At 63.9% G+C, this 13184-nt stretch carries 17 protein-coding genes; 2 read left to right on the forward strand and 15 right to left on the reverse strand.

Annotated features, from left to right (window positions below):
• Nucleotides 1–13: 13 nt before the first annotated feature.
• The 13 genes from cpaB to AC1RDJ_RS18430 all read right to left on the reverse strand — a co-directional run bounded on the left by cpaB (nt 14) and on the right by AC1RDJ_RS18430 (nt 9993).
• On the reverse strand, nt 14–859 hold the full coding sequence (gene cpaB, locus AC1RDJ_RS18370) for a Flp pilus assembly protein CpaB (RefSeq protein WP_071322442.1): 846 nt from the start codon (nt 857–859) through the stop codon (nt 14–16).
• Entirely contained in the window at nt 856–2202 is a 1347-nt protein-coding gene (locus AC1RDJ_RS18375) for a DUF8689 domain-containing protein (protein WP_493028330.1), read from the reverse strand. Before AC1RDJ_RS18375 ends, cpaB begins: the two co-directional genes overlap by 4 nt.
• Before the next feature lie 33 nt (nt 2203–2235).
• Nucleotides 2236–2856: a methyltransferase family protein gene (locus AC1RDJ_RS18380; RefSeq protein ID WP_071326260.1), complete on the reverse strand. Its 621-nt coding sequence runs from the start codon at nt 2854–2856 to the stop codon at nt 2236–2238.
• Nucleotides 2857–2896: 40 nt separating this feature from the next.
• Complete coding sequence (locus AC1RDJ_RS18385) at nt 2897–3484, reverse strand: prepilin peptidase (protein ID WP_083411651.1); 588 nt, start codon at nt 3482–3484, stop codon at nt 2897–2899.
• Nucleotides 3481–4551: a phosphatase PAP2 family protein gene (locus tag AC1RDJ_RS18390; RefSeq protein ID WP_493028331.1), complete on the reverse strand. Its 1071-nt coding sequence runs from the start codon at nt 4549–4551 to the stop codon at nt 3481–3483. Before AC1RDJ_RS18390 ends, AC1RDJ_RS18385 begins: the two co-directional genes overlap by 4 nt.
• A complete protein-coding gene (locus AC1RDJ_RS18395; RefSeq protein WP_232251052.1) occupies nt 4548–4721 on the reverse strand; it encodes a Flp family type IVb pilin in 174 nt (57 codons plus the stop codon). Before AC1RDJ_RS18395 ends, AC1RDJ_RS18390 begins: the two co-directional genes overlap by 4 nt.
• 93 nt (nt 4722–4814) lie before the next feature.
• Nucleotides 4815–4988, reverse strand: a complete 174-nt coding sequence (locus AC1RDJ_RS18400) for a Flp family type IVb pilin (RefSeq protein ID WP_071322445.1) — start codon at nt 4986–4988, stop codon at nt 4815–4817.
• Between the two features lie 81 nt (nt 4989–5069).
• Nucleotides 5070–5216 (reverse strand): hypothetical protein, encoded by a 147-nt coding sequence (locus AC1RDJ_RS18405; protein ID WP_156894692.1) that lies wholly within the window; start codon nt 5214–5216, stop codon nt 5070–5072.
• Between the two features lie 255 nt (nt 5217–5471).
• On the reverse strand, nt 5472–6173 hold the full coding sequence (locus tag AC1RDJ_RS18410) for a response regulator (protein ID WP_071322447.1): 702 nt from the start codon (nt 6171–6173) through the stop codon (nt 5472–5474).
• Nucleotides 6170–7837, reverse strand: coding sequence for a sensor histidine kinase (locus tag AC1RDJ_RS18415; RefSeq protein WP_493028332.1), 1668 nt, complete (start codon nt 7835–7837; stop codon nt 6170–6172). Before AC1RDJ_RS18415 ends, AC1RDJ_RS18410 begins: the two co-directional genes overlap by 4 nt.
• Before the next feature lie 181 nt (nt 7838–8018).
• On the reverse strand, nt 8019–8990 hold the full coding sequence (locus tag AC1RDJ_RS18420; RefSeq protein WP_493028333.1) for a diguanylate cyclase domain-containing protein: 972 nt from the start codon (nt 8988–8990) through the stop codon (nt 8019–8021).
• Nucleotides 8991–8995: 5 nt separating this feature from the next.
• Complete coding sequence (locus tag AC1RDJ_RS18425; protein ID WP_071322448.1) at nt 8996–9622, reverse strand: chemotaxis protein CheC; 627 nt, start codon at nt 9620–9622, stop codon at nt 8996–8998.
• Between the two features lie 2 nt (nt 9623–9624).
• A complete protein-coding gene (locus AC1RDJ_RS18430) occupies nt 9625–9993 on the reverse strand; it encodes a response regulator (protein WP_071322449.1) in 369 nt (122 codons plus the stop codon).
• Between the two features lie 205 nt (nt 9994–10198).
• Between AC1RDJ_RS18430 and rpiA the strand changes: the two genes are divergently transcribed.
• Nucleotides 10199–10876, forward strand: a complete 678-nt coding sequence (rpiA, locus tag AC1RDJ_RS18435) for a ribose-5-phosphate isomerase RpiA (protein WP_071322450.1) — start codon at nt 10199–10201, stop codon at nt 10874–10876.
• Nucleotides 10877–10912: 36 nt separating this feature from the next.
• Here rpiA and AC1RDJ_RS18440 read toward each other — a convergent pair whose 3' ends face one another.
• Together AC1RDJ_RS18440 and AC1RDJ_RS18445 are read right to left on the reverse strand one after the other, a co-directional pair.
• Nucleotides 10913–11437: a DUF6622 family protein gene (locus AC1RDJ_RS18440; RefSeq protein ID WP_493028334.1), complete on the reverse strand. Its 525-nt coding sequence runs from the start codon at nt 11435–11437 to the stop codon at nt 10913–10915.
• A gap of 275 nt (nt 11438–11712) precedes the next feature.
• Complete coding sequence (locus AC1RDJ_RS18445) at nt 11713–11985, reverse strand: oxidative damage protection protein (RefSeq protein WP_034750797.1); 273 nt, start codon at nt 11983–11985, stop codon at nt 11713–11715.
• A 220-nt stretch (nt 11986–12205) separates the two neighbouring features.
• Between AC1RDJ_RS18445 and kdsA the strand changes: the two genes are divergently transcribed.
• A complete protein-coding gene (gene kdsA, locus AC1RDJ_RS18450; protein WP_493028335.1) occupies nt 12206–13051 on the forward strand; it encodes a 3-deoxy-8-phosphooctulonate synthase in 846 nt (281 codons plus the stop codon).
• Nucleotides 13052–13184 lie beyond the last annotated feature (133 nt).

A 13184-nucleotide genomic window follows, 5' to 3' on the forward strand; every position in this document is an offset into this window, starting at 1 on the left:
TCCTCTGGTGCGTTTAGAATTGTTGGGTGCTGCGGTCCAGCCCCTTGATGACATCGATGCGCGTGCCCTGCTGCGGCGCCGCGGCTGGTACGCGGCGGCGTGGCGCCGGTTTGCTTTGCACCATGGCGGCGGGGGCCGCGGCGGCGACTTTTTCATCCAGCAGGCTGCTCTTGGTCGCGCCTTCCGTGTTGACGGGCTTGTCCTCGACCTGGTTGCGCAGCACCAGCGACAGGGTGCCCACGCTGCGCGCCAGGTCGAGTTTTTCCGCCTGGTCCGGCGTCAGTTCCAGGGTCACGGCGTTGACCACCTTGGGCTTGGTGTCGTCGCGGTTCGACTCCTGGGCGATGGCCAGCACGAGGATGCGTTCGAGCACGATCTTGGAAATATTCGGGTCGCGGTCGGGCGTCTTGCGCGCTCCCTCGCCCTGTGTGTTGACGAGGATGTCGACGAAGTTGCCGGGCAGGGCGAAGCCGGCCACGCCCACCACGTCGTTGACGCGCACGGTCATGGCGCGCTTGCCTTCGGCGACGACGGCGGACAGGCCGCCCTGCGTGCCCGGAGGCGCCAGCTTGCCTTCCATGATCGGTTCGCCGTGCTGGATGCTCGTGCGCGTGACGCGCGTTTCCAGCAGTTTCGGATCGTTGATGGCGCCCGGCGGCAGCGCGTTCGACGGCCAGTCCACCATGCGCACCATGTCGGGCGTGAGGCGCGCGCCCAGGCTGATGTCGACCTGGGCCACCGCCACCTTGTTGATGTTGCCCGAAGCTTGGGCATTGATCCAGCGCGCGGCCACGATGACCGCGGCGATCGCCAGGATGACCGCAATGGCCATCATCGTCAGAGCGCGTGCGTTTCTCATTTTGCTTCCCCTTTGTGCTGGACCGTTGCGGATCCGGTGTGTGTGCTTGCAAGGTTGTCGTCGCTGCCGAAATAGTTATTCCATGCCCACTGCAGCACTTCGGGATCGAGTTGCACCGCGCAGTCTTCATAGCGGGCCTTGTCGCAGATCTGCGCCAGGATGTCGCGCGGATAGCAGGCCAGCAGCGGCCGCTGGTACAGCTGGTGCAGGTGCAGCAGGCAGGCGTAGGAGGCTTCGTCGAAATTGATGCCCAGCTGCGCGCAGGTGCTGCGGAACACGGCCAGGTAGTGGTAGGCGCTCAGCGGGCCGACGTGGATCTTGTAGCCGATGCGGCGCAGGAAGGAGTCGTCGGCCAGGTGCCGCGGCGCCAGGTTCGATGAAAACACGACGATCACGTCGAAGGGCACGGGGAATTTGTAGCCCGTATGCAGCGACAGATAATCGATGTGGCGCGCCATCGGCACGATCCAGCGGTTCATCAGTTCCTCGGGCGAGCAGCGCTGGCGGCCCAGGTCGTCGATGATGAAGATGCCGTTGTTGGCCTTCAGGTGCAGCGGTGCCTGGTACAGGCGGGCGCCCGGATCGAATTGCAGGTCCAGCATGTCGAGCGTCAGTTCGCCGCCAGTCAGCACGGCGGGACGCTGCGCGCGCACCCAGCGCGGATCTGCCGGCATGGGAGCCGTGCTGGAGATGGTGTGCAGCATGGGGTCGAGGAAGGGCAGCACTTCGCCATCGACCATCACCGCATGCGGCAGGGCGACGGTGCCGCTGAGCAGTCCATTCAGGCGCTCGGCCAGGTAGCTCTTGCCGCTGCCGGCGGGACCATGAAAGAACAGGGCCCGTCCGGAATTCATGGCCGCGCCCAGCTGGTCGAGTACCGCCGTGCTGGCCACCACTTCGCGAAATTCGCGCATCACGTTGTCGCGCGTGACATGCATGTGCGCCACGCTTTGCGCCAGCACCTGGTTGCTGTAGTCGGCCAGGTTGACGGGAGCCGGGCCGCTGTAGGCATTGCGGCGCAGGTAGTCGGCGGCGCGCAGGCGCCCCTGGTCGCCCAGCTGGTAGGACAGGTCGGCGTCGGTGCCGCTGCTGCCGTCGCGGCGCGCTTCGCACAGCTTTTCGGCGCGCATGAACGTCAGCAGGGGTTCGAGCACGCTGGCGTTCAGTTTGACGTGGCTGGCCAGTGCGGGCAAGGTGACCTGGCCGCGCAGGAACAGGATCTTCACCAGCAGCTCGACGAGGAAAACGAAGGGCAGTCCCGTCTCGGCGACGCTGCGCGGCGCGCGCTTCGCGGCCGGCTCGATGCCGCCGCCGTCGCTGCGTTCTGGATAGGTATCAGGCATGGTCTGTACTCCTCGTGTGGCGCGGTACGGATGTCAGAAGATGAAAGGCAGCAGCCGGTATTTCACTTGCCGCATGTAGACGCGGTAGCGCACGTCGGTTGCCAGGAAGCGTTCTTCGCGCAGCAGGCGCGCCACCAGCATCAGCATGGCCGCGGCGTACACGACGGCATTCGCGGGCGATGCATTGGTCAGCAGGTAGGCGCTCGACGAGAGCACATAGCTGGCATAGACCGGGTGGCGCACCACGCGGTACATGCCGCCCGTCTTGATGTCGCGCCGCGCTGCCACCAGGCCGAAGCTGCGGTTCAGCGAGAGCAGGCCGGCAATCTGCAGCAGGCTGCCGGTGGCGAGCAGGTATTGCGCCGCCGGCCAGATGGTCATGTCGGACGGCGCGAAGAAAAAAGGTGCAAAGGTGGCGCCAATGGCCAGCAGCCAGTCGCCCGCGTCGGTGGAGACGCTGACGGGGGCCGAGCGCACGAGAAAGAAGAGGGCGGCCAGCGTTTCGGCGGCGCAGAACAGCAGATAGCTCCAGTCGCCGTCATGCAGGAAGGCGAAGACGTGGGCGCTGGCGAACATGCCCCACAGGCAGGCCATGGCGATGCCGGTGAGCAGGCTGGCGCGCCGCGAGCCGAAGAAGTGAGCGAGGGTGTGCATGATCGTGTCCGTGGTGGGTGGGTGGCCGGAGCAGCGCATGTCAGCGCAGGCTCCACAGGTGCGTGTAGTGCAGGAACAGCTGCAGCAGGGTGCCGCTGGCGATGGCGAAGGCGTAGGCCAGCTTGCCGGTGGCCGGCGGTGGCTCGGCGATGGTGGCGGGGCCGCCCGCCAGGCTGTGCAGCAGCGCGCCCAGCAGCATGTGGTAGGTGTTCTTCAGCACCAGGCGCAGGCGCTGGCCTGCCAGCGCCGCGGCCAGGGCCAGCACGCCGCCGGCCAGGAAGGTCAGCAGCGCCGCTTCCAGGACCGCGTCGGGACCGAGGAAGGCGCCGCACATGGCCATCAGCTTGACGTCGCCGGCGCCCAGGGCGCGCAGCAGGTACATGGGCAGCAGCAGCGCCAGGCCGGCCGCGGCGCCGGCCAGCGCCTGCAGCAGGCCCAGGCCGCCGAACGGTTCGTCGAACAGGCCGGCGCCGGACGGCACGAAGCTGTTCAGGACCAGGCCAGCGAGCGTGCCCCACAGGACCAGCTGGTTGGGGATGCGCCGCGTGCGCAGGTCGTGCCACAGCGCGATGGCCAGCAGTCCGGCCAGCATGGCCAGGCACAGCAGCATGGGCAGGTGGGCGCTCATGACGTCAGCCCTCCCTTGGCGATGCAGGGCGCACCGGCCAGCGGCATGCCGGAGCGCATGGCGCGGGCACCCAGTGCCCGGCCGACCGCATGCCACATCAGCGCCGCGCCTGCCGCACCAGCATAACCGTCGAGCGCATAGTGCCAGCCCAGGTGGATGGAGCCGAGCAGGATCAGCACGGCGAAGGCGGAGAGGGCGATGCCGGCGATGCGGCTGACTTTCCAGCCCATCATGGCCATCAGGACGGCGGTGGCGACGTGCATGCTGGGCATGGCCGAAATACCCAGTTCGCTATTGCTGCCCTTGCTCTGATAACCTTGCCACAGCATTTCCTGCACCTGCAGGGCCCAGATGGGCACGTGCTGGTTGGCGTCATGCAGGTAGGCCATCAGGGGCGCATAGGGGTCGCTGGCGTGCAGGTGGCCGTAGTAGCAGGGGCCGACGGAGGCGAACACGATGGCCATGATGCTGCCCAGGGCGATCCAGGTCAGCGTAAAACTGAGCAGGAACTGCATGCGCAGCACGGGCCGGCGGGTATCGAGGATCAGCCAGTACAGGACGGCATAGAAAAGGAAGAACCAGAAATGGTAGCTGACGTTGAGCAGGCCCGTCACCAGCGGATGGCCCAGCAGCGGCTGCAGCCGTTCCCACGGCGCCTTGCCTCCATGCACGGCGATATCCCAGGCCGACAGGGTGGTATCCCAGGTATAGGGGTGCAGGCGCGGGATGGCAGCCTTGAAGACGGTAAAGCTGGAGGCGAACAGGGGGATGAGCAGCATCACGGGCAGCGCATGCAGCAGGCGCTCCTTGCTCAGGTAACGGCGCAGGTCCTGGTACAGGAAGTGGCACAGGCGTTCGGGGCGTTTCATCACCATGACATGAATGGTGTAGCCGCACAGCACGAAGACGGGACCGGTGAGGGTGGCGACGAGAAAGCCGGCCAGCACGTTGACGACGTCCCTGGCGCTGGGCAGGCCGCCGGCCAGCATGGCGGCGGCAGCGGCGTACAGCAGCACGATCAGCAGCAGGGCGCGATGGGTGCGCAGCGAGGCGCGCAGGGCGTTCATGACAGGGCCAGGACCACTTGGTCCTTGACGAAGACAAACAGCAGCCTGACCTGGTCGCCCAGCAGGCCGATGGTGATCACCAGCACTGCCGCCAGCAGGCCGGCCAGCAGCGCGTATTCGATCGCGGTGACTGCCGACTCGTCAGATAAACGGGAGAGGAGAGATTTCACGATGGACCTCGCAATGCGTGCTCTGGATTGGCGTGCTTGGGGGGAGCGTCAGGATGTCCGGGCCGGCGCCATGCCAGCCCGGACGATGCCGCATCAGCCATTGGCGGTGGTGAGCTTGGTGCCGATGGTGCTGAAGGTCTTTTTCAGCTGCGTGCCGACGATGGTGATGGCGGCAATGATCACGACGGCAATCAGGGCGGCGATCAGGCCGTATTCGATTGCGGTCACGCCATCTTCTTCGCGGATAAAGTTCTTGATGAGGTTCATGACAACTCCTGGTAGTGGTTGAAGTACTGCGGTGGATGAAACGGTATTGCTGCATGGCTTGGCTGCGTCACGGTGAAACTCTTACGGGCTTTCTCCCAGTGCCAATAGTCCGATGATGCAAACGACGGCCATCAGTGCTGCCACCAGGGCGTAGCGGTAGAACGCCGCTCTTTGCTTGCTCTGCAAATACGTAACCAGGGCAGCAGGAAGAAACTTGTCTAAGCGCATGCTGTGCTCCGTGTCGTGGTGGCCGCGGCGTGTAATCTGCACTTCGGTAGTTCCACTATAGAAGTGGGCAGCTTGATCTACATCAGAAGAACCTCCTTTTTCTACCGGGAGGATTTGCCTGTTTTTTCGGGACAATTGTCATGCTCGAGTTCGGCGCGCACGGCGGCGGCCATGCGTGCGCGATGGCAGGGAGGGGCGGGAGGGGACGTGCTGGAGCAGGCGGTGGCCGCGTGGCCGCGTGGCCGGTTTACGGCATCAGGCGCGCGACGGCAGTTCGCCCAGCTGGTGCTTGGTGGCGTAGGCGTACAGTTCCAGGCGGTTGTACACGCCCAGTTTGCGGTAGATCGAGGTCAGGTGGTTGCGCAGCGTATGCTCTGAAATGAACAGCTGGTCGGCCAGCAGCTTGGCGGGCGTGCCGCTGCCGTGCACGAGGGCGGCGATGATTTTTCTTTCCTTTAAGGTCAGGCTGGCCACGGCGGCGGCCTGCGCCGAGCCGCCGCCCGGTTGCGTCAGCTGTGTCAGCATGCGGCCCAGCATCGCGTGTTCCAGCCACAGTTCGCCGTGGTAGACCTTTTCGATGGCTTTCAGCACCATCTCGGCCGGCGCGTCCTTGCTGATGATGCCGCGCGCGCCCTTCAGGATGGCCTGGTCCAGGACGGCCTGGTCGTGGCTGGCCGTCAGCACGAGGATGCGCGTGCTGCCCCGCTGCACCAGCGCCGGCAGGATGGCCAGCGAGCTGACGCCGCCCAGGTCCAGGTCCAGCACGATGACGTCCGGTTCCAGCGCCGCCGCCTGCGCCAGCGCTTCGCCGCTGTCCGATGCCGTGGCGATGACGCGCATGCCCGAATGTTCGCCGCCGATCAGCCGTTCCAGGCCCCACAGCATGGTCTTGTGGTCATCGACGAGCAGGACGCGGATGGCCGCGCTGCTGCTTGGCTGGTGCTGGAGGGAGTTCATATGGGGATCTCGATCTGTACGGAGGTGTTGCCCAGCGTGCTGTGGGTGACGCGGGCCGCACCGCCCAGGGCGGCGGCCCGTTCGGCCAGCGAGTCGGGCAGGAAATCGGGAACATGCGCGGCCGCGCATTCGTTGTCTATGCTGATATGCAGGGCGCCCTGCACGCAGGTCAGCTTGACGGCGCCGTGCCGCGCCGACGTATGCTTGCGGATATTGCTCATGCCCTCGTTGACGATCTGGAACACTTCCGCCGCCAGCCGGTCATTGATATGCAGGTCGCCCTCGATCTGCACGGCGATGTCGATGCCGTAGAATTCGCGGATCTGCGTCGCCTGGCGCCGCAGGGCCACCAGCAGTTCCGGCTCGCTTTGCACCTGGCCGTTCTTGAAGGTGCGCGCATAGCTGCGCAGGTCGGTGATCACCTGGCCCGACATGATGATCAGCTTGTCCAGCTCGGGCAGCAGCGGGTTGCCCGGGGTGGCCTCATTGCGCAGGGCGGCCAGGCCGTGGCGCAGGCCGATATACGGCTGGATGGCCGTGTCGTGCAAGTCGCGCGCCATCTTTTCGCGCTCGCGCGAGGCCGCCTGCGAGGCGAGCCGGTCCAGCAGCTCGATGTTTTCAATCACGGGAAACGCTTGCGCGCCAATATGGCTGAGGAACAGGGCGTCAGTCTTGCTCAGGCTGGTCGCCGAGACGATGTACAGCCGGCCTTTGCCGTTACGCAAGGGGAGCGGGGCGCTGATGAAGGCATGCGCTTCGAGCAGTTCTGCCAGGCTGGCACCGGCCGCATCGTCATGCCGGGGCCAGCGCCCATTGTCCATGTTGAGCATGCGCGCGCCGCCCAGCCAGGGCAGCCATGGACCCGGCGGCTGGTTGTACAGCACGATCTTGTCGGGAGGGAAGGCGAGCAGGGGACTGGCCGCGTCGTCGCTGAGCAGGGAGCTGGTGTGGATCACGCCCGCCTCCGTATGGATGACGCTGCGCAGCGACCAGACCCGCGTGCCCTTGTCCTGCATGATCAGCAGGCAGCTGCGGGCCTTGAAGTAGCTGCGTGTTTTTTCCAGCACCGAGGTGATGGTCTGGTCGACGCCGAAGCGGGGATTGGACAGCTGGCTGACATCGCGCAGCAGGGCCAGGTGGCCGCGCTGGGTGATGGCCGAGCCGCCCCAGTAGGCGATCATGTAGCCGAGCGCCAGCAGGAAGGTGGTGCGCAACAGCAAGCGCGACAGTTCCGCATCCGTTTCGCCGAACAGCGCCGTGGCGGCGAACAGGCCGGCCGAAGCGAGCGTGACGCGGGCGCCTTCCTCGAAACCGCGCTGGAACGACGAAATCAGGATGGCAAAGAAGAAAAACAGGAAGAATAGATTGTTGTGGCTGCTGGTGGAAAACACGATCAGCGCATACCAGGCCACGTCCAGCCAGTACAGCAATATGTCTTGCGGCAAGCTGATGCCGGCCACGGCCAGCACGTATAACAGCAGGCTGTGCATGGTGTAGGCGGAAAAGATCAGCCAGGTGATGCGGGTCAGCTTGCCGGCGCTTTCAGGATCGACGAAGAGGGTCAGCAAGGTGGCGCTCGACAACAGCAGGCGCATGCCATTCACCATGGTCGTATCCATGCCGGCACCCGGCAAACCGGATTTGAGGGGAGGATCGAGGTTCACAAGCACTCCTGGCGGTATCCCGCATGGAACGGGCCATGCGCATGGATCGATACCACAGATAAATTCTTGTTGTTTTTGCTGCAATCAGGGACGAGTCTACGCATCCGCCGTAAAGATGTCTACAGGAATTATGCGTGGCGGCGTTGGCCGCGCGCGACAGTCCCTGCGCTGGCCCGCGGGATCAGGGGGGCTGCACCATCACGCGGTTGCGGCCGGCGCGTTTGGCCAGGTACAGGGCGCGGTCGGCGGCGCCGATGAGGGCGGAAATTTCCAGTGCCTGGTGCGCGTGCTGCGTGGCGATGCCGATGCTGACCGTGATGTGCTTGACGTCATTGCCTGTCTTGGCATGGGGAATGCGCAAGTCGGCCGCGCGCTGGCGGATCGCCTCGGCCAGCCGCAGCGCCTGTTCGTCATCCGTGTCGGGCAGGATGGCGGCAAATTCTTCGCCGCCATAGCGCGCCAGCAAATCGGTGGGGCGCTGCAGCATGGCGGCCAGTTCCGCCGCCACGTGGATCAGGCAGCCATCGCCCTGCTGGTGGCCATAGTGGTCGTTGTAGTCCTTGAAATGGTCGATATCGATCATCAGCAGCGACAGTGGACTGTCGGTGCGCATGGCGCGCCGCATTTCCTTCTCGATGGCCACGTCGAAGTGGCGGCGGTTGGCGATGCCCGTCAAGCCGTCGGAAAAGGTTTGCGAGCGCAAGACCATGGTCTGTTCGCGCAGCAGCTTTTCGCGGCCGACGGCAATGGTGACATCATTGATCTGGATCAGGCAATGGCGTGGCGAACCGGGTAAATTGATCGGTGTGACGGCGATGGCTTGCTGCATGCGTTCCTGGCCTTCGGCACAGCCCGTGTTCGCGCCATGCGTGTACAGCGCAAATGGCGCCTTGTGCAAGGTTTGCGACAGCAGCGACTGGAAATTGTCGCGCAGGGCCTGGATGATGGCCGAGTCGATGCGCTTGTGGCGCAGCTCGGGGAAGACGGTGAAGAAATCCTGGCCCAGCACCATCTCGGGCTGCCAGGCGGAGTGGCGCGCCATCCAGCGGTTCCATAGCACGATGCGGTGCTGCTCATCGAGCACGATGGCGCCCAGGTTGACGGCGCCAAGTATGCTTTCGAGCAGGGCGAGTCGATGTAATGCATCCGGCATGATCTTCACGCCTGTCCCAGGACCTTGGCCAGATAGCGGCTGACCTGCTGTTTCAGGTCGTGCAAGGCGGACAGGTCGAGTACAAACGCGACGTAGCCGTGGATCTGGTGCTTGGACAGCACGAAATCGATATGCAGCATCAGCACGACGGCGTCGTCGTCCTGGCCGCCGAACGAGGACAGGATTTCCGCGCTGGTGCCCACGTGGTACAGCGGCAGCGAGCCATGCAGTTCGCTGTCGAACAGGTTGGCCAGGGTGCCCACGCAGGAATTGAGGATGATGTTGCCGATTTCACTCATCGCTTCCTGTTCCATCTCCGTCAGTTCCTGCAGCGGCATGGCGTCGCCCACCATCAGGCGCACGATTTCCAGGCTCTTGTCTTCAGGAAACATCAAGATGGCTTCGGTGGCAAACGCGCCGTCGTAGTGCTGGCTGACGCCGCAGATGCGTTCGCCGTCCTTCTTGCTGCCGAGTAGGGCAGCCGCATCGGCGCGGTTCAGGAAGGTGATCGACGGCACCGACATGGTGACTTCTTCATTCACGATCTCGCTCATCGCGGCGGCGGCGTGGCCCACCCCGATGTTGAATATCTCTACCAGGGCATCGTTTTCCAGTTCGGAGAGATTGACCATGCTCACAGTCCCAGTGAATCGATCAGCTGATGAATGCGGGTTTCCGTGATCGGTTTTTCCATGAAGCCGACGCCCAGTTCGCTGGCGCGGTTGCGGATGGCGTTTTGCACGTTGGCCGTGACGAGGATGATGGGCGTGTGCGGGCACAGCGCGCGCAATTGTTCGGCCGCCGCCACGCCGCCCATGCCGGGCATGTTGACATCCAGTAGTATCAGCACAGGGCTGGCAGTCTTGACTTTCTCCAGGGCTTCTTCACCCGTCGCCGCCTCGATCACTTGCCAATCGGCATGTTTGCTGAGGATGAACTGGTGCGACATCAAACGTGAAACCCGGCTGTCATCGACAACAAGTACCTGTTTACTGTGAGTCATTTGCTATTCCTGAAACGTCATGTGTGTCAATAGTCGCATTTTCGCATATTTTAACGGGCATACGGAGTAATTGGCCAATCCATTGCCCTTGAGCAAAATTCATGGCGCCATCGTGGAACAAATGCCACGGCCGGTGTTCAAGGGCCGCTTGCGGGGCTAACGATCCGTTAAAATAGCGCCATTCCCCACTTCAGCCTTTTTTGCCATGACCCAAGACGAATTGAAACAAGCCGTAGCCCGCGCCGCTATTAATTATGTGGTGGACGGTGAAATCATCGGTGTCGGTACCGGTTCCACCGCGAACTTTTTCATCGATGAGCTGGCCAAGATCAAGGACCGAATCAAAGGGACGGTCGCCTCGTCGGAAGCGACGGCTGCCCGCCTGGCCGGCCATGGCATCCCCGTCTTCAGCCTGAATGACGTCGAGTCGATCGCCGTCTATATCGATGGCGCCGACGAGATCACGGCCAGCGGCGCCATGATCAAGGGCGGCGGCGCGGCCTTGACGCGCGAAAAGATCGTTGCCTCCGTGTCGAAACAGTTCGTCTGCATCGCCGACGGCTCCAAGCTGGTCGAGACCCTGGGCGCCTTCCCGCTGCCGGTGGAAGTGGTGCCGATGGCGCGCGCCGCCGTGTCGCGCCAGCTGGCCGCGCTGGGCGGCACGCCCCGTTTGCGCCTGAAGGCGGGCAGCGATGACGCTTTCATCACCGACAACGGCGGCGAGATCATCGACGTGCTGGGCTTGCAGATCGCCGACCCGGTGGCGCTGGAGCAGCAGATCAACCAGATCGTCGGCGTCATCGCCGTCGGCCTGTTCGCCGCGCGCGGCGCGAATGTCTGCCTGCTGGGCATGCCGGAAGGCGTGCGTACGCTGAGCTACTAAGACGATAGCCGGCCTTTGCCGGCAGTCGCATCTGTATTAAACGGCGGCCCCTTGCGGGCCGCTTGTCATGTGCGCCTGGCGATACACGGCCACGGTGCGCAGCAAGCCGCCCAGGAAGATGCCGCTGAAGCAGCCGTACGCGGCGCAGACGGGCAGCACGAAGCCCGGCGCGTGGGCATAAGCAGGTACGATGGCGAGGGTCACGGCCACCGCATATTTCATGCAGAAGATGCTCATCATCAAGGCCATCGGCAGCCAGCTGCCGGGGCGCCGCACGCTGCCGCGTTCGCAGATGACGACGATATGGCGCGTATCGGTCAGCGTCCAGGCCAGCGCCGCGCCCGTCACGGCTCCTGCCATCCAGGCGAATGGCGCCAGGCCGGCGAAGCTGAAACTGCCGTACACGCCGCTCAGGGACAGGGCCAGCATGACCAGGGGAATGATGCACAGCTTGCGCAAGCTCACTTCGCGCGCGCGGCTGGCCAGCACGCCCCGGTACACGAGAAAGCCCAGGATGGCCCAGACGTAGAGGGGAGTGTGGCTGAAGATTTGTTGCAACATGGTGTCCGCCTTGAAGTGAGGTTGTCGATGGACGTACTGTGCCTGCCGGCGGCGCGGGCGGCGAGCGGTGTGCGACGAAACGGGGAAGGTCTGCCGTGAAAGGGATTCAGGCGGCGTGAAACGGGAAGGGGATAGAGGCGACGACGGGCTAAAAAGATTGAACGGTATCGGCACCTCTTGACACCGTGGCGAGCAAGCGCCATATCGGGCCACGTAGCGGCGCTGACCATCGGGTACAGCGCGCAACGGAGGCCCGAGAAGGCGCTGCGCCGTGCTTACTCGGTTGGGGGCACGTAACCCATGGCCGCATCGGCGCCATCGCCGAAGAAATGCTTTTCCATCTGCGTGGCCAGGTATTTGCGGGCGCGCGCGTCGGCCAGGTTCAAACGGTTTTCATTGACCAGCATGGTCTGGTGCTTGAGCCAGGCGGCCCATGCTTCTTTCGACACGGATTCGTAAATTTTCTTGCCCAGTTCGCCCGGGTACGGCGGGAAGTCCAGTCCTTCGGCTTCCTTGTTGAGTTTGATGCAGTGGATCGTGCGGGCCATCTGTGCTCCTGAATCAGTGTAGAGATAAAGCGTGATTATAAGGCACTTTGCGCGTCCCCTCGCGGGGCCGTCGCGGCCTGGCGACACGCCGTCTGCCGCGCCCTTGCGCTGGATCAAATTTGATCTGCGCCGTCCTAGCTAGTAAGATGCCTTATCGCGCCAGTCGCTGGCTGCGCCCCTTCACAGTAAATAGTAACAATTAACCAATATGGAATCCCCTATGGCCTCAGTGAAAGTCAATGGCATCGATGTCAGCAATGAAGGCAGCTTCGTGCTGTTTGGCGGCATCAACGTGCTCGAATCGCGCGATCTCGCCATGCGCGCCTGCGAAGAATATGTGCGCGTCACGCAAAAACTGGGTATTCCATATGTGTTCAAGGCCAGTTTCGACAAGGCCAACCGCTCGTCCATCCATTCCTACCGCGGCCCGGGCCTGGAAGAAGGCATGCGCATCTTCCAGGACGTGAAGGCCGCCTTCGGCGTGCCCGTGATTACCGACGTGCATGAGCCATGGCAGGCGCAGCAGGTGGCCGAAGTGGTCGACGTGCTGCAATTGCCCGCCTTCCTGGCGCGCCAGACGGACCTCGTCGTGGCCCTGGCGAAAACGGGCAAAGTGATCAACATCAAGAAGCCGCAATTCCTCAGCCCTGGCCAGATGGCCAACATCGTCGAGAAATTCAAGGAAGCGGGCAACGATCAATTGATCCTGTGCGACCGCGGCACTTGCCTCGGCTATGACAACCTGGTGGTCGACATGCTGGGCTTTGGCGTCATGAAGAAGACGTGCGACGACCTGCCCATCATCTTCGACGTCACGCACGCGCTGCAGCAGCGCGATCCCGGTGGCGCCGCTTCGGGCGGCCGCCGCCAGCAAGTGGCGGACCTGGCGCGCGCCGGCCTGGCCGTCGGCATCGCCGGCCTGTTCCTGGAAGCCCATCCGGACCCGGACAACGCCCGCTGCGACGGCCCCAGCGCCCTGCCGCTGGACCAGCTGGAACCGTTCCTGGCGCAATTGAAGGCGCTCGACGACCTGGTCAAGTCGTTTGCGCCGCTGAATATCCAGTAATGGTCTTTGAGTAAAGAAAAAGCCCGGCATGCCGGGCTTTTTTTATGGCATGGAACAAAATGGCCAGGCCGGGCGCGTTGCCGGGGACAGTACGAATGCGGCGAGGCAAGGTCGCAACGCCCTGGACCTACTA

It is taken from the genome of Janthinobacterium sp. GW822-FHT07H10 (assembly GCF_058798675.1).